This is a genomic window from Nocardioides solisilvae, assembly GCF_003194625.1.
Taxonomy (GTDB): domain Bacteria; phylum Actinomycetota; class Actinomycetes; order Propionibacteriales; family Nocardioidaceae; genus Nocardioides; species Nocardioides solisilvae.
The window spans coordinates 743325-759672 of record NZ_QHKX01000003.1; the positions used below are offsets into that span (position 1 = coordinate 743325).

Annotated in this window: 20 protein-coding genes; 12 read left to right on the top strand and 8 right to left on the bottom strand. The window is 73.2% G+C overall.

The window, feature by feature from the left end:
- Window positions 1-15 precede the first annotated feature (15 nt).
- Window positions 16-825: a diaminopimelate epimerase gene (gene dapF, locus DNK53_RS14875; RefSeq protein WP_110183062.1), complete on the bottom strand. Its 810-nt coding sequence runs from the start codon at window positions 823-825 to the stop codon at window positions 16-18.
- A 171-nt stretch (window positions 826-996) separates the two neighbouring features.
- Here dapF and DNK53_RS14880 point away from each other — a divergent pair, with 171 nt between their 5' ends.
- On the top strand, window positions 997-1665 hold the full coding sequence (locus DNK53_RS14880) for a hypothetical protein (RefSeq protein WP_110183063.1): 669 nt from the start codon (window positions 997-999) through the stop codon (window positions 1663-1665).
- On the opposite strand, the gene miaA is transcribed toward DNK53_RS14880, so the two are convergent.
- On the bottom strand, window positions 1658-2587 hold the full coding sequence (gene miaA / locus DNK53_RS14885; protein ID WP_110183064.1) for a tRNA (adenosine(37)-N6)-dimethylallyltransferase MiaA: 930 nt from the start codon (window positions 2585-2587) through the stop codon (window positions 1658-1660). The genes DNK53_RS14880 and miaA overlap by 8 nt on opposite strands.
- 50 nt (window positions 2588-2637) lie before the next feature.
- On the opposite strand from miaA, the gene DNK53_RS17615 reads away from it, so the two are divergent.
- The 5 genes from DNK53_RS17615 to DNK53_RS14905 all read left to right on the top strand — a co-directional run bounded on the left by DNK53_RS17615 (window position 2638) and on the right by DNK53_RS14905 (window position 4844).
- A complete protein-coding gene (locus DNK53_RS17615; RefSeq protein ID WP_162599968.1) occupies window positions 2638-2805 on the top strand; it encodes a hypothetical protein in 168 nt (55 codons plus the stop codon).
- Window position 2806: 1 nt separating this feature from the next.
- Complete coding sequence (locus DNK53_RS14890) at window positions 2807-3256, top strand: NUDIX domain-containing protein (RefSeq protein WP_110183065.1); 450 nt, start codon at window positions 2807-2809, stop codon at window positions 3254-3256.
- A 15-nt stretch (window positions 3257-3271) separates the two neighbouring features.
- On the top strand, window positions 3272-3523 hold the full coding sequence (locus DNK53_RS14895; RefSeq protein ID WP_110183066.1) for a hypothetical protein: 252 nt from the start codon (window positions 3272-3274) through the stop codon (window positions 3521-3523).
- Window positions 3520-3858: a hypothetical protein gene (locus tag DNK53_RS14900; protein ID WP_110183067.1), complete on the top strand. Its 339-nt coding sequence runs from the start codon at window positions 3520-3522 to the stop codon at window positions 3856-3858. Before DNK53_RS14895 ends, DNK53_RS14900 begins: the two co-directional genes overlap by 4 nt.
- A 137-nt stretch (window positions 3859-3995) precedes the next feature.
- Complete coding sequence (locus DNK53_RS14905) at window positions 3996-4844, top strand: hypothetical protein (RefSeq protein WP_110183068.1); 849 nt, start codon at window positions 3996-3998, stop codon at window positions 4842-4844.
- A gap of 76 nt (window positions 4845-4920) precedes the next feature.
- Here DNK53_RS14905 and miaB read toward each other — a convergent pair whose 3' ends face one another.
- Window positions 4921-6447, bottom strand: a complete 1527-nt coding sequence (gene miaB, locus DNK53_RS14910) for a tRNA (N6-isopentenyl adenosine(37)-C2)-methylthiotransferase MiaB (RefSeq protein WP_110183069.1) — start codon at window positions 6445-6447, stop codon at window positions 4921-4923.
- Between the two features lie 164 nt (window positions 6448-6611).
- Between miaB and DNK53_RS14915 the strand changes: the two genes are divergently transcribed.
- From DNK53_RS14915 to DNK53_RS14930, 4 genes are all read left to right on the top strand, one after another.
- Entirely contained in the window at window positions 6612-7364 is a 753-nt protein-coding gene (locus DNK53_RS14915; RefSeq protein ID WP_110183193.1) for an amino acid ABC transporter ATP-binding protein, read from the top strand.
- 73 nt (window positions 7365-7437) lie between these two features.
- Window positions 7438-8322 carry a glutamate ABC transporter substrate-binding protein gene (locus tag DNK53_RS14920; protein WP_110183070.1) on the top strand — a complete coding sequence of 295 codons (885 nt, stop codon included), beginning with the start codon at window positions 7438-7440 and terminating at the stop codon, window positions 8320-8322.
- Window positions 8323-8417: 95 nt separating this feature from the next.
- Complete coding sequence (locus DNK53_RS14925; protein ID WP_110183071.1) at window positions 8418-9101, top strand: amino acid ABC transporter permease; 684 nt, start codon at window positions 8418-8420, stop codon at window positions 9099-9101.
- Window positions 9101-9955: an amino acid ABC transporter permease gene (locus DNK53_RS14930; RefSeq protein ID WP_110183072.1), complete on the top strand. Its 855-nt coding sequence runs from the start codon at window positions 9101-9103 to the stop codon at window positions 9953-9955. The genes DNK53_RS14925 and DNK53_RS14930 overlap by 1 nt, the downstream gene beginning before the upstream one ends.
- Window positions 9956-9980: 25 nt before the next feature.
- Here the strand turns inward: DNK53_RS14930 and DNK53_RS14935 are convergent, their stop codons facing one another.
- The gene (locus DNK53_RS14935; RefSeq protein ID WP_110183073.1) at window positions 9981-10859 is read right to left on the bottom strand and encodes an aldo/keto reductase; all 879 of its coding nucleotides are present in this window, start codon (window positions 10857-10859) and stop codon (window positions 9981-9983) included.
- 60 nt (window positions 10860-10919) lie between these two features.
- Here DNK53_RS14935 and DNK53_RS14940 point away from each other — a divergent pair, with 60 nt between their 5' ends.
- Window positions 10920-11561 carry a TetR/AcrR family transcriptional regulator gene (locus tag DNK53_RS14940; RefSeq protein WP_110183074.1) on the top strand — a complete coding sequence of 214 codons (642 nt, stop codon included), beginning with the start codon at window positions 10920-10922 and terminating at the stop codon, window positions 11559-11561.
- Window positions 11562-11634: 73 nt separating this feature from the next.
- On the opposite strand, the gene DNK53_RS14945 is transcribed toward DNK53_RS14940, so the two are convergent.
- Window positions 11635-12033: a VOC family protein gene (locus DNK53_RS14945; protein ID WP_110183075.1), complete on the bottom strand. Its 399-nt coding sequence runs from the start codon at window positions 12031-12033 to the stop codon at window positions 11635-11637.
- 64 nt (window positions 12034-12097) lie between these two features.
- Here DNK53_RS14945 and DNK53_RS14950 point away from each other — a divergent pair, with 64 nt between their 5' ends.
- A complete protein-coding gene (locus DNK53_RS14950; RefSeq protein ID WP_110183076.1) occupies window positions 12098-12583 on the top strand; it encodes a MarR family winged helix-turn-helix transcriptional regulator in 486 nt (161 codons plus the stop codon).
- Between the two features lie 12 nt (window positions 12584-12595).
- On the opposite strand, the gene DNK53_RS14955 is transcribed toward DNK53_RS14950, so the two are convergent.
- The 3 genes from DNK53_RS14955 to rsmA are packed head-to-tail and all read right to left on the bottom strand — an operon-like array spanning window position 12596 to window position 16251.
- Window positions 12596-14455: an ABC-F family ATP-binding cassette domain-containing protein gene (locus DNK53_RS14955; RefSeq protein WP_110183077.1), complete on the bottom strand. Its 1860-nt coding sequence runs from the start codon at window positions 14453-14455 to the stop codon at window positions 12596-12598.
- Window positions 14456-15379, bottom strand: coding sequence for a 4-(cytidine 5'-diphospho)-2-C-methyl-D-erythritol kinase (locus tag DNK53_RS14960; RefSeq protein WP_239456550.1), 924 nt, complete (start codon window positions 15377-15379; stop codon window positions 14456-14458).
- Window positions 15376-16251 (bottom strand): 16S rRNA (adenine(1518)-N(6)/adenine(1519)-N(6))-dimethyltransferase RsmA, encoded by an 876-nt coding sequence (rsmA, locus tag DNK53_RS14965; protein ID WP_204163940.1) that lies wholly within the window; start codon window positions 16249-16251, stop codon window positions 15376-15378. Before rsmA ends, DNK53_RS14960 begins: the two co-directional genes overlap by 4 nt.
- Window positions 16252-16348 lie beyond the last annotated feature (97 nt).

Genomic DNA, 16348 nt, shown 5'->3' on the forward strand with positions numbered 1-16348 from the left:
GTTAGTCCCGAGGGGTCACAGGTCGGTCTCGCCGCGCGCGACGACCACCGCGGGGCCGGTGAGCAGGACGTGGTCGTCCTCGGTCCACGTGACGTGCAGGGTGCCGCCCGGCACGTCCACCCGGTACGTCGTGGGGCGCGGGACGCCGTCCTGCCGCGCCGCCGCGACCATCACCGCACAGGCCCCCGTGCCGCAGCTGCGGGTCTCCCCCGAGCCGCGCTCGTGGACCCGCATCGCCACGTGCGCCCCCTCGCGCCGGACCACGAACTCCACGTTGACGCCGTACGGGTAGACCGCGCCGTCGTGGGACGGCGGGACCAGCAGCGGGCCGGCGTCGTCGAGGTCGTCGACGAAGGCCACGGCGTGCGGGTTGCCCATGTCGACGTGCAGCGCCGACCACGACCGGTCCCCCACCTGCACCCAGGTCTCCCCCAGCACCTCGGGCACCCCCATGTCGAGGGTGACGAGGTCGCCGTCGACCGTGCAGACCTTGATCCCGTCGCGGGTCGCCACCGGCACCGGCTCGCCCGCCGGCACCAGCCCCTCGTCGACCAGGTGGCGCACGAAGACCCGCAGCCCGTTGCCGCACATCTCGCTGACCGACCCGTCGGCGTTGCGGTAGTCCATGAACCACTCCGGGTCGCCCGCACCGACCGCGGTCGTGCGCAGCACCCGCAGCACGCCGTCGGCGCCGAGGCCGGCCCGCCGGTCGCAGAGCGCCCGGACCCGGTCGGGGCTGAGGTCGCCGTGGACGGTACCGTCGTGGTCGGGCAGGAGCACGAAGTCGTTCTCGGTCCCGTGGCCCTTGAGGAACGGATAGGTCACCGGTCCAGTCTCGCACCCGAGCACCCGCCCGCGCGGCCCCCGGCCGCTGTCAAGGCGTCTGGACCCATGGACCAAACCCCTTGCATTGTGAACTACCTCTCAGTAGGTTCCTGCTCCGTAGGTTCGGTGTCTGGGAGGACAACCCGAGCCTCGTGTGGGAGGAGCATCAGCATGGCGTTCTCACGCCTGGGCCGTCGGCTCGTCACGACCGTCACGACCGCCGTCGTCGGCGCGCTCCTCGCGGGGGGCGCTCCCCCGACGGCCGCCGCTCCCCCGACGCTCGACACGCTGGCGAGCGAGGACACGCTCTCGCTGCCGGTCTCCGGGCAGGTCTCGCTGGCCCGCGCCGAGGCCTCCGTCCCGCTGCCGACCGGCTCCCGGCTGCACGGCGAGCTCAACCCCGACTTCACGCTCTCGGGCGACCTCCTGGTCCCCCCGACGACCGTGCCCGTCCGTCTCGCCGGCACCCCCCACCACGGTGACGCCACCGCCGAGGTGCGCGTGGTGGCCACCGCGCCGACCGAGACCGTCTTCGCCGACGACGGCTCCGTGACCGTCCGGCACACCTTCCGGCTCGAGGTCCCCGCGTTCGTCCCCGACGCCTCCGGCACCAGCGTGGTCAACGAGACCTGCCGCACCGCGCCCCTCACCGTCGCCCTGCACGGCGACCGGTTCGACCTCTTCGAGTCGTTCACCCTCGAGGGCACCTTCGCGCTGCCGTCGTTCCGCGGCTGCGGCCGCTCCGTCCTGGGGCTCCCGGGCTTCCGCGACCTGCTCATGACCGACCTGCTCTCGGGCAGCGACAACACCCTGTCGCTCACCGTCGGCCCGCTCAGCTGACGGCGGCCGCCGCCCGGACCGCCGCCACCGCCCGCTCCACCCGGTCGGGGTCGTCGAAGGCGACCCACCGGATCCGCGGGTCCTTGCGGAACCACGACTCCTGGCGCCGCGCGAAGCGCCGGGTGGCCACGACCGTGCGCCCGAGCGCCTCGTCGCGGGTCAGTTCGCCCCGCAGGTACGCCGCCACCTCGCGGTAGCCGATCGCGCGGGAGGCGGTCAGCCCCTCCTCCAGGCCCTCGACCAGCAGCCGCTCGACCTCCTCGACGAGGCCGTCGTCGAACATCTGCGCCACCCGCTGCGCGATCCTGGCGTCCAGGGCGGGCCGGTCGATGTCGACGCCCACCTGCACGGTCGCCGGGTCGGCGTACTCCAGCCGCGGCAGGGTCGCGCTGAACGGGCGCCCGGTGATCTCCACGACCTCCAGCGCCCGGACGACGCGGCGCCCGTTGTCCACCAGGATCCCGGCCGCCGCCTGCGGGTCCACGTCGGCCAGCCGGGCGTGCAGCACCGCCGGCCCGACCTCGGCGAGCTCGGCCTCGAGCCGGCGTCGTACGGCCTCGTCGGTGCCGGGGAACTCGAACCGGTCCAGCACCGCGCGGGTGTAGAGCGCCGAGCCGCCCACCAGCACCGGCACCCGGCCACGCGCGCGCACCTCGGCGACGGTCCGGCGGGCCAGCGCCTGGAAGGTCGCCACGTCGGCCCGCTCACGCACCCCCATGAGGTCGAGCAGGTGGTGCGGGATCCCGCGCCGCTCGGCGGGCGGCAGCTTGGCCGTGCCGACGTCCATGCCCCGGTAGACCTGCATGGCGTCGGTGTTGACGACCTCGCCGCCGAGCCGCTCGGCGAGGTCGAGGGAGAGGCCGGTCTTGCCGGCTGCCGTCGCGCCCACCACGGCGACGACGGGCAGGACCTCGCTGGGCATGGGGGCTAGTGTGCCAACCCGACCGGAGGCGACGAGGACGAGGAGGAACGATGGGTTCCGTGGACGACCGCGACGACGCTCAGCAGCCCGAGCAGGCGGGCGAGGAGCAGACGCAGGACCGGCCGGCGACGACGCCGGAGCAGGACCCCGACCAGGTGCAGCGGCAGGGCCTCGCCCAGCCCGGCCCGCCGACCGATCCCCAGCACCCCACCGGCTGACGTGGACCGCTTCGTCGTCGTCCCCGCGTCTTACATCTTCCTGCTCCGCGAGCGGGACGGCGCGACCGAGGTCCTCCTCCAGCTGCGGACCGGGACCGGCTACATGGACGACCACTGGGCCGCCGCCGCGGCCGGGCACGTGGAGCGCGGGGAGACGGCGTACGACGCGGCGCACCGCGAGGCGCTCGAGGAGCTCGGCGTCACCGACGTCGACCTGCGGATGGAGCTCACGATGCAGCGGACCCGGCACGACCTGCCGATCGACGAGCGGGTCGACTTCTTCTTCAGCGCCCGGTCGTGGACGGGCGAGCCACGGATCGTGGAGCCGGAGAAGTGCGCCGGGCTCGAGTGGTTCCGGGTCGACGCGCTGCCCGACCCGGTGGTGCCGCACGAACGATTGGCGCTGGCGAATCTGGGAACGGGTGTGAAGTACCTGACCTTCGGATTCTGAACCAGGAGCACCCCCATGGACGCCCAGATCGGCAAGCAACCCGAACCCACGACGGAGGAGCCCGAGCTCCACCCGGGCGGCGTCGACGCGGTGATCCCCGACGAGCCGGGCGGCCCGGTCCCCCACGACCTGGACCCCGACGACAACGCGGCCGTCGAGGACGTGCTCCCCGACGAGATCTCCGAGCCCGACGACGAGAAGGAGCAGGCGCCCGACGACGGCAAGGTCTCGGGCGAGGACACCACCGAGGACGAGCCCCCGGCATGAGCGGGGACGAGCGCACCGGCGACCGGCCCCCCGGCGACGACCTGAACCCCGGCCGCGACCCCGGGGCCGTCGACCCCGACGTCGCGGAGGTCCTGCAGGGCTCCAACCCCTCGGCCGGCGGCGACGACCGGCTGGCCGGCGGCATGGGCCTGAGCAGCGAGCGGGTCGGGCACGCCGGCCCCGGCCAGGAGGCGACCGACGGCCTGCGCGACGTCGCGCCCCACCCGGTCGACCCCGCCGACGCCCCGCCCGAGCAGTCCGCAGGGGGCGAGGAGCCGAAGCCGGTCGGAATCCCGCCGAAGCAGGCCCCCGACGCGGACGACGTGGGCCGCTGACCCTGACTCAGGGGTTTGTGCTCCGGATGTGCCACCAGGTGACCCATCGGGAGCACAAACCCTGGGGATGACGTGCTGGTCCACAGCCCCGGCAAGGGCGCCGAGCGTGGCCGACCGGTCTCGGCGAGGCTCAGGCCGTGCCCACGGACCACTTCGCCGAGCTTCTTGCCCTCCAGTGCGGCGTCGTCTCCCGCCGCCAGGCCCTCGAGGCCGGGCTCCAGCCGCACGACCTGCGGAGGCTCGAGCGTCGACGGGAGCTGACCTGCCTCCTGCCACGGGTCTACGTCGCCCACACCGGGGAGCCGACCTGGGTGCAGCGAGCCTGGGCGGGGGTCCTCTTCGCGTGGCCCGGCGCGCTCTGCGACGGCTCGGCACTGCGCGTGCCCGACGGCCCGGGTCGACGCACGCACGACCCGGCCGTCATCCACGTCGCCGTCGAGCGTGAGCGGGACCTCGACCTGCCGCCGGGCCTCCGCCTCCACCGGGTGGCCGACCTGACGCCGAAGGTGCAGTGGAACCTCGCGCCGCCCCGGATGCGCACCGAGTACGCCGTGCTGCGGGCGGGCTGGGCCGACCTGGACCGACTGCCGAGGAGGCGGTTCATCGCGCAGGTGCTCGACGACGTGGCCGACGGGGCCTGCTCGGTGCTGGAGCACGGCTACGTCCACCGGGTCGAGCGGCCGCACGGCCTGCCGTCGGCGGGACGCCAGGTGCGGGAGTCGCTGCGCGGGCCGGTCTACCGGGACGTGGAGTACCGGGCCCAGGGCGTGCTGGTGGAGATCGACGGACGCCTCTTCCACGACTCCGCAGCAGCCCGGCACCGCGACCTCGAACGCGACCTCGACGCCGCCGTGACGGGCCGGGTCACGGTCCGCCTCGGCTGGGGCCAGGTCTTCGGGACCCCCTGCCGCACGGCCGACCGGGTCGCGGCCCTCCTCACGGCGCGCGGGTGGACGGGGACGCCCCGCTCCTGTCCGGACTGCTGAGCCCCTTCGAGCGCTCTTTGTGCTCCGGATGTGCCACCGAGTGACCCATCGGGAGCACAAACCGAGCGAGGGCGGGTCAGCCGCAGGCGGGCGCCGGGGGCAGGGGGGCGGGGACGCCGACCGACGGCATGCCGAGCCCGACGCCGGCGGGCGCGGGGGCCGCCGTACGCCGCTCCCACGCGTCGCCGGCGCGGGTCCGGCGCACCGCGAGCACGGGTCCGTCGGCGACGAGGTGGTGCGGCGCGGCGTAGGTGACCTTGACCGTGACCATGTCGCCGGGGCGGGGGGCCTGGCCGCCGACGCCGGAGAAGTCGGCCTCGAAGTGGACGAGCCGGTTGTCGGGCCCGCGGCCCGAGAGGCGCGCGGTGGCGGCGTCCTTGCGCCCCTCCCCCTCCGACACCATCAGCTCGACGACCTGGCCGACGCGCTTCTTGTTCTCCTCCCAGGCGACCTCCTCGACGAGGGCGACGAGCCGCTGGTAGCGGTCCTTCACCACGTCGGGCGGCACCTGGTCGGGCATCGTCGCGGCCGGCGTGCCGGGGCGGATGGAGTACTGGAACGTGTAGGCCTGCGCGAACCTGGCGCGACGGACCACCTCCAGGGTGGCCCGGAAGTCCTCCTCCGTCTCGCCGGGGAAGCCGACGATGATGTCGGTCGAGATCGCGGCGTCGGGCATGGCGGCGCGGACCCGGTCGAGGATGCCGAGGAACTTCGCCTGCCGGTAGGAGCGACGCATCGCCCGCAGCACCGCGTCGGAACCCGACTGCAGCGGCATGTGCAGCTGGGGCATCACGTTCGGGGTCTGGGCCATCGCCTCGATCACGTCGTCGGAGAACTCCGCCGGGTGGGGCGAGGTGAAGCGAACCCGCTCCAGGCCCTCGATCTCGCCGCAGGCGCGCAGCAGCTTGGAGAAGGCCTGGCGGTCGCCGAACTCGACGCCGTAGGCGTTGACGTTCTGGCCCAGCAGGGTCACCTCGGTGACGCCCTCGGCGACCAGGGCGCGGACCTCGGCGAGGATGTCGCCGGGGCGCCGGTCCTGCTCCTTGCCGCGCAGCGACGGCACAATGCAGAAGGTGCAGGTGTTGTTGCAGCCGACCGAGATCGAGACCCACGCGGCGTAGGCGGAGTCGCGCTTGGTGGGCAGCGTGGACGGGAAGACCGAGAGCGACTCGAGGATCTCGACCTGCGCCTCCTCCTGCGACCGGGCGCGGTCGAGCAGGGCGGGCAGCGAGCCGATGTTGTGGGTGCCGAAGACGACGTCGACCCACGGGGCCCGCTTGACGATCGTGTCGCGGTCCTTCTGCGCCATGCAGCCGCCGACGGCGATCTGCATGCCGGGCTTCTTCGCCTTGACCGGCGCGAGGTGGCCGAGGTTGCCGTAGAGCCGGTTGTCGGCGTTCTCGCGGACCGCGCAGGTGTTGAAGACGACCACGTCGGCCTGCTCGCCGGCCGGCGCGGCGGCGTACCCCGCGTCCTCCAGCAGGCCCGTGAGCCGCTCGGAGTCGTGGACGTTCATCTGGCAGCCGTAGGTGCGGACCTCGTAGGTGCGGGCGTGCGTCTCGGTGCCGAGCGGGCGCGGGTCGGTGCTGGGCGTGGCAGTCATGGCAGGTCAAGGGTACGGCGACGCGCTGGGTCGCTCGAATCGTTCCGGCCGAGGTCACGATTCGGCCAACCCGCCGGGTCGGGGGGTGCCCTGTGTCACAGCAGGTGGATAGGTTGCCCCCTATGACCGAGACTCCCGCGGGATCCCCGGCCGCCGACGCCCCGATGCCGAAGCCGACCGACGAGCCGCTCGTCGTCCTCGAGGGCGTGAACAAGTGGTTCGGGCAGCTGCACGTGCTGCAGGACATCGACCTGACCATCCACCGCGGCGAGGTCGTCGTGGTGATCGGGCCCTCGGGCTCCGGCAAGTCGACGCTGTGCCGGGCGATCAACCGGCTCGAGACGATCGACAAGGGCACGATCACGCTCGACGGGCAGCCGCTCCCCCAGGAGGGGAAGGCGCTCGCCAACCTGCGCGCCGAGGTCGGGATGGTCTTCCAGTCCTTCAACCTCTTCGCCCACAAGACGATCCTCGAGAACGTCATGCTCGGCCCGGTCAAGGTCCGCGGCAAGGACAAGGCCGAGGCCGAGAAGCGGGCCATGGAGCTGCTCGAGCGGGTCGGCGTCGCCCACCAGGCGCAGAAGTACCCGGCTCAGCTCTCCGGCGGCCAGCAGCAGCGCGTGGCGATCGCCCGGGCGCTGGCGATGGAGCCCAAGGTGATGCTGTTCGACGAGCCCACCTCGGCCCTGGACCCCGAGATGATCAAGGAGGTCCTCGACGTCATGGTCGACCTCGCGCGCCGCGGGATGACCATGGTCGTGGTGACCCACGAGATGGGCTTCGCCCGGACGGCAGGCGACCGGGTGGTCTTCATGGCCGACGGCGCGATCGTCGAGCAGAACACCCCCGAGGAGTTCTTCACGAACCCGACCTCCGACCGGGCCAAGGACTTCCTCGGCAAGATCCTCAAGCACTGACCCCCGTCGCGCCGCTCGGGCGGACGACACCGGACGCACCACTCATCAACCGAAGAAGAACGAGGGAGAGAGCATGCGATTCACCAGGAGCAAGGCGCTCGCCGTGGGCGCCGCGCTGGCGCTGAGCCTCGCCGCCTGCGGCGACGCGGGCGAGGACGACGCGGGCGAGGACGTCGAGGTGGCGGAGAACGCTGCGGAGGACTTCGAGGACGGCACCCGCATGAAGGAGATCGCCGAGTCGGGCAAGATCTCCGTCGGCGTGAAGTTCGACCAACCCGGCCTCGGCTTCAAGGGCGCGACCGACGACATCCCGAAGGGCTTCGACGTGGAGATCGCCAAGATCCTCGTCGCCGACCTCGGCATCGACCCCAACGACCCCGACATCTGGGTCGAGACGATCTCCGACAACCGCGAGCCCTTCCTCCAGGAGGGTCGCGTCGACCTCGTGCTGGCGTCGTACTCGATCACCGAGGACCGCCGCAAGGTGGTCGGCCAGGCGGGTCCCTACATGGTCACCGGCCAGCAGCTGCTGGTCCCGGCCGACAGCGACATCGAGAGCATCGACGACCTCAAGGGCAAGGAGGTCTGCTCCGTGACCGGCTCGACCTCGATCGACCGGATCAACGAGCAGGGCGCCAAGGGCGTCGGCTTCGACTCCTACTCCGAGTGCGTCCAGAAGGTGCTCGACGGGACCGTCGAGGGCATGTCGACCGACGGCAGCATCCTGGCCGGCTTCGCCGCCCAGAACGAGGGCCAGCTCAAGGTCGTCGGCGAGGAGTTCTCCGAGGAGAACATCGGCGTCGGCTACTCGCAGGACAGCCCCGAGATGTGCGAGTGGATCAACGAGACGCTGACCGAGGCGTTCGAGGACGGCACGTGGGCGGAGGCCTTCGAGTCCACCCTCGGCCCCTCGGGCGTCGAGACCCCCGAGCCGCCCACGCTGGACGAGTGCGTCTGACCCTCCCGGTCACGCCTCACGCATGAACCCATGACCCGGGGCGGCGCCTCCCGCGCCGCCCCGGGCCCCAGCCAGAACCGAGAAGGGAAGCGGGCTTGAACGCAGTCCTGGACAACCTCGACCTCTACTTCAGGGGCTTCGGCTACACGCTCTTCCTCTTCCTGGCCTCGGGCGTGCTGTCGATGGTCCTCGGGACGCTGCTCGTCGCCTTCCGGGTCGGGCCGATCGCCGTGCTCAGCAAGGCGGCCGCCTTCTACGTCACGATGGTGCGCAACACGCCCCTGGTCATCGTCTTCGCCTTCTTCTCCTTCGCCGCGCCGGTGCTGGACATCAAGTTCAACTGGCTGCAGGTGCGGTTCGGCGACTTCGACCTCACCGCCTTCTTCGGCGCCGCGGTCGTCTCCCTCTCGCTCTACACCTCCGCCTTCGTCTGCGAGGCGCTGCGCTCCGGCGTCAACGCCGTGCCGCTGGGCCAGGCCGAGGCCGCCCGCGCGATCGGGCTCCCCTTCTCGGGCGTGATGACCCAGGTCGTGCTGCCCCAGGCCTTCCGGGCCTCGGTGCCGCCGCTGGCCAGCGTCCAGATCGCGCTGATCAAGAACACCTCGGTGGCCGCCGTCTTCGGCGTCGCCGAGGCGGTGTCCCAGATGCGCACCCTGACCAACAGCTTCAGCTCCGAGCGCACCGCCATCTTCGTCGCCTTCGCGATCGGCTACATCGTGCTCGTCGAGCTCTTCTCCTTCGCCGCCAACCGGCTCGAGCGCCACTGGAGGATCGCCTGATGAGCGCCAGCGTCCTGTTCGACGCCCCGGGCCCCCGCACCGTCGCGCGGCACCGGGTCTACAGCGTCGTCGCCGCCGTCGTCCTCCTGGCCTTCCTGGTCTGGGCGGTGAAGCGCTTCTACGACGCCGGCCACCTCGAGGGCGACAAGTGGGAGGTCTTCGTGACCCCCCGGTTCCTCGAGGCCCTCCTCGTCGACGGCGTCCTCGAGACCGTCAAGATGGCGGCCACCGCGGTCGCCGGCGCGGTCGTCCTCGGGTTCGTCCTGGGCGTCGGCAAGATGTCCGACCACGGCTGGCTGCGCTGGCCCGCCTGGGCGGTCGTGGAGTTCTTCCGCGCCGTGCCGGTGCTGCTGCTCATGGTCTTCACCTGGTACGCGCTCGGCATCGCCGACGACAGCTCCTCCTACTGGGCCGTGGTCGTCGCGCTGACGCTCTACAACGGCGCGGTGCTGGCCGAGGTGCTCCGCGCCGGCGTCAATGCCGTGCCCAAGGGCCAGGCCGAGGCGGCGTACGCGATCGGCATGCGCAAGACCCAGGTCATGAACATCATCCTGATGCCGCAGGCGGTCAAGATCATGCTGCCGGCGATCATCAGCCAGTGCGTCGTCGCGCTCAAGGACACCGCCCTCGGCCTGTACGTGGCCGCTCCCGGTCTCACCGCCATCTCGCGCTCGATCTACCTCGAGTTCGACAACCGGGTGCCGACGATGTTCGTCACCGCGATGCTCTACATCGTGATCAACCTGATCCTCACCTGGCTGGCCACGCTGGTGCAGAAGCGGTTCGTCGGGGAGAAGAAGGTCCTCCAGGTCTCGATGGTCGGCGGCGCTCCCGACGACACCAAGACGGCCTGACGCCCCTCCCCCCGGGACGCCTCGCTCACGCCCACTCCTCCGAGGAGGCGTCGAGCCGGGCGACGTCGTCGGCGTCCAGGGTGAGCCGGAGCGCCTCGAGCGAGGCGAGGATCGTCTCCGGGCGGCTCGCCCCCGGGATCGGCACGACGCAGTCGTCCTGCGCGAGCTCCCAGGCCAGGGCGACCTGCTGCGGGGAGGCGTCGTGCTTGCGCGCGACGGCGTCGAAGTCGGCGTACGACGCCCCGAGGTCGCCGGCGTGCGAGATGCCGCCGAGCGGGCTCCACGGCAGGAAGACCAGGCCGAGCTCGGCGCACAGCTCGAGCTCGGGCCGGGAGCTGCGGAAGCTCGGGGAGAAGCGGTTCTGCACCGAGACCAGCGCGTCGCCGAGGATGCCGTGGGCCTCCCGGATCTGGGCGGGGTCGGCGTTGGAGAGGCCGACCCGGGCGACCTTGCCCTGCACCACGAGCTCGGCGAAGGCGCCGATCGTGTCGGCGTACGGGACCGCGGGGTCGGGGCGGTGGTGCTGGTAGAGGCCGATCCGCTCGACGCCCAGCCGCTGCAGCGACCCCTCGACGGCCTCGCGGACCCACTCCGGACGCCCGTCGACCGGCCAGTCGGCACCCTCGCGCCGGATGCCGCCCTTGGTGGCGACGAGCACGGCGTCGGAGTCGCCGTCCCAGGTCGCCAGCGCCTCGGCGACGAGCCGCTCGTTGTGACCCAGCCCGGTGCCGTCGGGGGCGTAGCAGTCGGCGGTGTCGATGAGCGTCACGCCGGCGTCGAGGGCCGCGTGGATGGTGGCCGTGGCCCGGGCGGCGGCCTCCTCGCCGCGGACCGACAGCGGCATCGCGCCGAGCCCGATCGCGCTGACGGACAGGTCGCCGAGGCGTCGCTGCGGAAGGCTCATGCCCGCCAGCCTAGGCACGGGGTCCCGACGGGAGCGGCCCCGAGCGCCTACCCTCCTCCCATGGCCACGAAGAAGCCCCGCAGCCGGATGACGGGCGCCGAGCGGCGCGAGCAGCTCATCGAGGTCGCGCGCAGCCTCTTCGCCGAGCGCGGCTTCGACGGCACCGCGGTCGAGGAGGTCGCGGCCCGGGCGGGCGTCTCGAAGCCGGTCGTCTACGAGCACTTCGGCGGCAAGGAGGGGCTGTACGCCGTCGTGGTCGACCGCGAGGTCACCCAGCTGCTCACGATGATGCGCGGGTCGCTCACCTCGGTCCACAGCCACGAGCTGCTCGCCGACTCGGCGGTGGCCCTGCTCGACTTCATCGAGTCCAACCCCGACGGCTTCCGCATCCTGGTCCGCGACAGCCCGGTGGGCGCCTCGACCTCGACCTTCAAGTCGATCATCGGCGACGTGGCGAGCCGGGTCGAGGGGATCCTCGTGCAGAAGTTCACCGAGAAGGAGCTCGACCCCAAGGTCGCCCCGATGTATGCCCAGATGCTCGTCGGGATGGTCGCGATGGTCGGCCAGTGGTGGCTCGACACCCGGCGGCCGGCCAAGGAGATCGTCGCCGCCCACCTGGTCAACCTCGCCTGGAACGGCCTCTCGGGGATGGAGCGCAGCCCCGTCCTCCCGGGTTCCGGGGACGCCCCCGCCACCCCCTGACCTGCCCCTTTTTCGATAGTCCCCCACGTTCTGACCACGCCCGCCCGGCGTGTCGTGGTCACCTTGCGGGGGACTATCGAGGAGGCAGCAGGGCGGCGAGGAGCTCGACCCGGTTGCCGTGGCCGTCGAAGGCGTGCAGCCGGGCGTGGCCGGGGAAGGTCGTCCGCTCGGTGTGGTCGACGTCGAAGCCGAGGGCGGCGAGCCGCTCCCCCGCCGCGTCCAGGGCCTCGACCGAGTCGAGCACGAGGGCGGGGTGCGCCTTCCGGGCTGGCGCGAACGGCTCCTCGACGCCGACGTGCACCTCGCAGGTGACGGCGCCGGAGCCGTCGTACGCCCGGAACCAGGCGCCGCCGCGGCCGCGCAGCGCCTCGGGCTTCTCGACCTCGGCCATGCCGAGGCCGTCGCGCCAGAACGCGCGGGCCGTCTCCTCGCCGCCGCGCGGGCAGCAGACCTGGACGTGGTGGAGCCTCATGCGCGTCACCCTGCCGCCCGATTCTCTCGATGTCAAGATTCTCGACGTGGGTTAGTGTGGGCCCATGCGCGACGAGGTGGACGAGCTGGTGGAGGCGTGGGCGCGGGAGCGCGCCGACCTCGACCTCGCCCCCGTCGAGGTGTTCAGCCGGATCGGGCGGCTGGCCCGGCACCTCGACCTCGCTCGCCGCTCCGCCTTCACCTCCCACGGCATCGAGTCGTGGGAGTTCGACGTGCTGGCGGCGCTGCGCCGGGCCGGCGAGCCCTACGAGCTCTCCCCCGGCCGCCTGCTCCGCGAGACCCTCGTGACCAGCGGCACGATGACCAACCGCGTCGACCGGCTCACCGCGCGCGGCCTGGTCGAGCGGCTCCCCGACCCGCACGACCGGCGCGGGGTCCTGGTCCGGCTCACCCCCGAGGGCAAGGTCGCCGTCGACGGCGCCTTCGAGGCGCTGCTCGAGGCGGAGGGACGGCTGATGAGCGACCTTCCCGACGACGACCGCGAACAGCTCGCCGCGCTGCTGCGCCGGCTGCTCCGGCCCTTCAGCTGAGCCGGCGCGAGGTCACTCGACCTGCTCGGCGGCCTCCAGCCACTCCAGCTCGAGGTCGTCGCGCTCGGCCGCGAGCTCCTGCAGCAAGGCGCTGAGCGTCCCCATCCGCTCGTAGTCCTGGCCCGCGGCGAGGATCTGCGCGTTGAGCTCCTCCTCCTGCTCGGCGATCCGGGCGAGCCGCTTGTCGATCCGCGCCATCGTCTTGCGGGCGGCCCGCTCCTCCGCACTGCCGGACCGTGCCTTCGGCGCGCCCGTCGACGTACCGGTCCCGACGCCGGCGGGCCCCGGGACGTCGTCACGCGCGGTCGCCCCGGCAGCCGCCCCTGATGACGTCCGCGGGGAGGAGGCGGCAGCAGGGCCGGCGGCGGCGAGCATGGCCTCGCGGCGCTCGAGGTACTCGTCGACCCCGCGCGGCAGCATCGAGATCTGGCCGTCGCCGAGCAGCGCCCACACCGAGTCGGTGACCCGCTCGAGGAAGTACCGGTCGTGGGAGACCACCACGAGCGTGCCGGGCCAGCCGTCGAGGAAGTCCTCGAGCACGTTGAGGGTCTCGATGTCGAGGTCGTTGGTCGGCTCGTCGAGCAGCAGCACGTTGGGCTCGGTGAGCAGCAGCCGGAGCAGCTGGAAGCGGCGCCGCTCCCCGCCGGAGAGGTCGCCGATCCGCGCGGTGAGCCGGTCGCCGGTGAAGCCGAACCGCTCCAGCATCGAGGTGGCGGTCAGCTCCTGCCCCGAGAGGGTCTTCGTCACCCTCCGGATCGACTCGACCGTGGGCAGCACCCGAGCCTCGGGGTCGAGGTCGTCGAGCTGCTGGCCCAGGTGCTGCAGGGCCACGGTCCGCCCCTGCTTGACCCGCCCGGCGGAGGGAGGCAGCTCGCCCGAGAGCATGGAGAGCACCGACGTCTTGCCCGCGCCGTTGACGCCGACGACGCCCACCCGGTCGCCCGGGCCGAGCCGCCACGTGGCGTGCGAGAGCAGCTGGCGCTCCCCGCGGAAGAGGTCGACGTCCTCGACGTCGATGACGTCCTTGCCGAGCCGCTGGGTGGCGAACCGCTCCAGCTCGAGCCGGTCGCGCGGTGGCGGGACGTCCTCGATCAGCTGGTTGGCCGCGTCGATGCGGAACTTCGGCTTCGACGTCCGGGCGGGCGCCCCGCGGCGCAGCCAGGCGAGCTCCTTGCGGACCAGGTTCTGCCGCCGGCTCTCGCTGGCCGCGGCCTGCCGCTGCCGCTCGGCCTTGGCCAGCACGAAGGCGGCGTACCCGCCCTCGTAGGAGTCGACCTGGCCGTCGTGGACCTCCCACGTGGTGTGGCAGACCTCGTCGAGGAACCACCGGTCGTGCGTCACCACGACCAGCGCCGACGGCAGGCCGACCAGGTGCCGCGCCAGCCAGGCGACGGCCTCCACGTCGAGGTGGTTGGTCGGCTCGTCGAGGACGACGAGGTCGTGCGGCTCGAGCAGCAGCGCGGCCAGCGCGCAGCGCCGGCGCTCCCCGCCCGAGAGCCCGGCGACCGACCGGTCGAGGTCGATGCCGGTGAGCAGCTCGCGCACGACGCCCCGCGCGGTCGGGTCGGCGGCCCACTCGTGGTCCGCCTTGCCCCTCAGGACCGACTCGCGGACGGTGTGGGAGTCGACGAGCTCGTCGCCCTGGTGCAGGTAGCCGACGTCGAGGCCGCCGGTGCGCGAGACCCGGCCGGAGTCGGGCTCCTCGATCCCCGTCATCACCTCGAGCAGGGTGGTCTTGCCGTCGCCGTTGCGGCCGACGATGCCGATCCGCTCCCCCGCGCCGATGCCGAGCGAGACGTCGTCGAGCAGCGGGCGGACGCCGTAGGACTTCGAGACCCGCTCGAGGTTGAGCAGGTTGGGACGGACGGCCACTCAGAGCACCTCGACGACGTGGGCGCCGGCCACCGGGCCGACGGCGAGCAGGGTCAGGGGGCGTACGGCGCCGAGGCCGTCCGCGACCGCCTGCGCCGCCTCGGTCGACTCGCAGAGGAAGACGCAGGTGGGGCCGGAGCCGGAGACGATCCCGCGCAGCGCGCCCTCGGCCTCGCCGCGCTCGAGGAGCGCCTCGAGGTCGGGGAGCAGGTCGATCGCGGCGGGCTCGAGGTCGTTGTGGAGCGCGAGCGCCAGGCGGCCGGGGTCGCCGTACGAGAGCGCCTCCAGCACCCGGCTCGCCGAGGCCGGCTCGGCGGGCGCGTCGGGGAAGAGCTCGTCGTAGCGGCGGTAGACCGCGGGTGTGGAGAGGCCGCGCGGGTCGGGCACGACCACCCAGGCGTAGTCGCCGTGGTCGGCCACCGGCACCACCTGCTCGCCGCGGCCCAGCCCGCGCGCGGTCCCGCCGATCAGCGCGAACGGCACGTCGCTGCCCAGCCGGGCCGCGAGGGCGAGCAGCTCCTCGTCGGGGGTGCCGAGGTCCCAGAGCCGGTCGAGGGCGACCAGCGCGGCCGCAGCGTCGGCCGAGCCGCCGGCCATGCCGCCGGCCACCGGGATCGACTTGCCGATCCGCACGGACGCGCCGCGCTCACCGCCGCCCAGCAGCTCGCCCACCCGGTCGACGATGTTCTCGCCCGGCCCGGGCAGCGCGGTGCCGGCGAGGTACGGCGACAGCACGGTCTCGACGGCCCACTCCGAGGACTCCGCCACGGAGACGTCGTCGTAGAGGCTGACCGCCTGGTAGACGGTGTCGAGCGGGTGGAAGCCGTCCTCGCGGGGCGCGCCCACGCCGAGGTGCAGGTTGACCTTGGCCGAGGCGCGCACGGTGAGCACGCCGGCCTCGGAGTCCTCCAGGCGGCGGATCACGAGGCCACCTCGGCCCGGGCCGCGAGCTGCTCGGCGATCCGCGCGAACTCCTCGATCCCCAGCCGCTCGCCGCGGGCCTGCGGGTCGACGCCGGCGGCGACGAGCGCGGCCTCGGCCGCCTCGGCGGAGCCGGCCATCGGGCGCAGGGTGGCGCGCAGGGTCTTGCGGCGCTGCGCGAAGGCGGCGTCGACGACGGCGAAGACCTGCTCGCGCGTGGCGCTGGTGGCCGGCGGCTCGCGCCGGGTCCAGGCGACCAGCCCGGAGTCGACGTTGGGCGCCGGCCAGAAGACGTTGCGGCCGACCGCGCCGGCGCGACGCACGTCGGCGTACCAGGCCGCCTTGACCGAGGGCACGCCGTAGACCTTGGAGCCCGGGCCGGCGGCGAGCCGGTCGGCGACCTCGGACTGCACCATCACCAGCCCCTTCTCCAGCGAGGGCAGCAGCGCCAGCAGGTGCAGGAGCACCGGGACGGAGACGTTGTAGGGCAGGTTGGCGACCAGCGCGGTGGGCGCCGGGCCGGGGACCTCGGCGATCCGCAGGGCGTCGGCCAGCACGACCTCGAAGCGGTCGGCCTGGTCGGGGGCCCGCTCGGCGACGGTGCGCGGCAGCCGTCCGGCGAGCAGCGGGTCGACCTCGACGGCGACCACACGACCGGCCGCCTCGAGCAGCGCCAGGGTGAGCGAGCCGAGGCCGGGGCCGACCTCGACCACCACGTCGTCGGCGGTGAGCCCGGCGTCGCGGACGATCCGCCGGACCGTGTTGGCGTCGATGACGAAGTTCTGGCCCCGCTGCTTGGTGGGGCGCAGGTCGAGCTCGGCGGCCAGCTGGCGCACCTCCGCCGGTCCCAGCAGGCTCGGCGGTCGGGACGTCATGGCCGCCACCCTATGACCTCGCCCCCGCGGGACGTCACACGAGCCGCAGGAGCGTGGGCACGCGGCGTATGACGTCCCGGGAGCGGGAGGGGCGGGA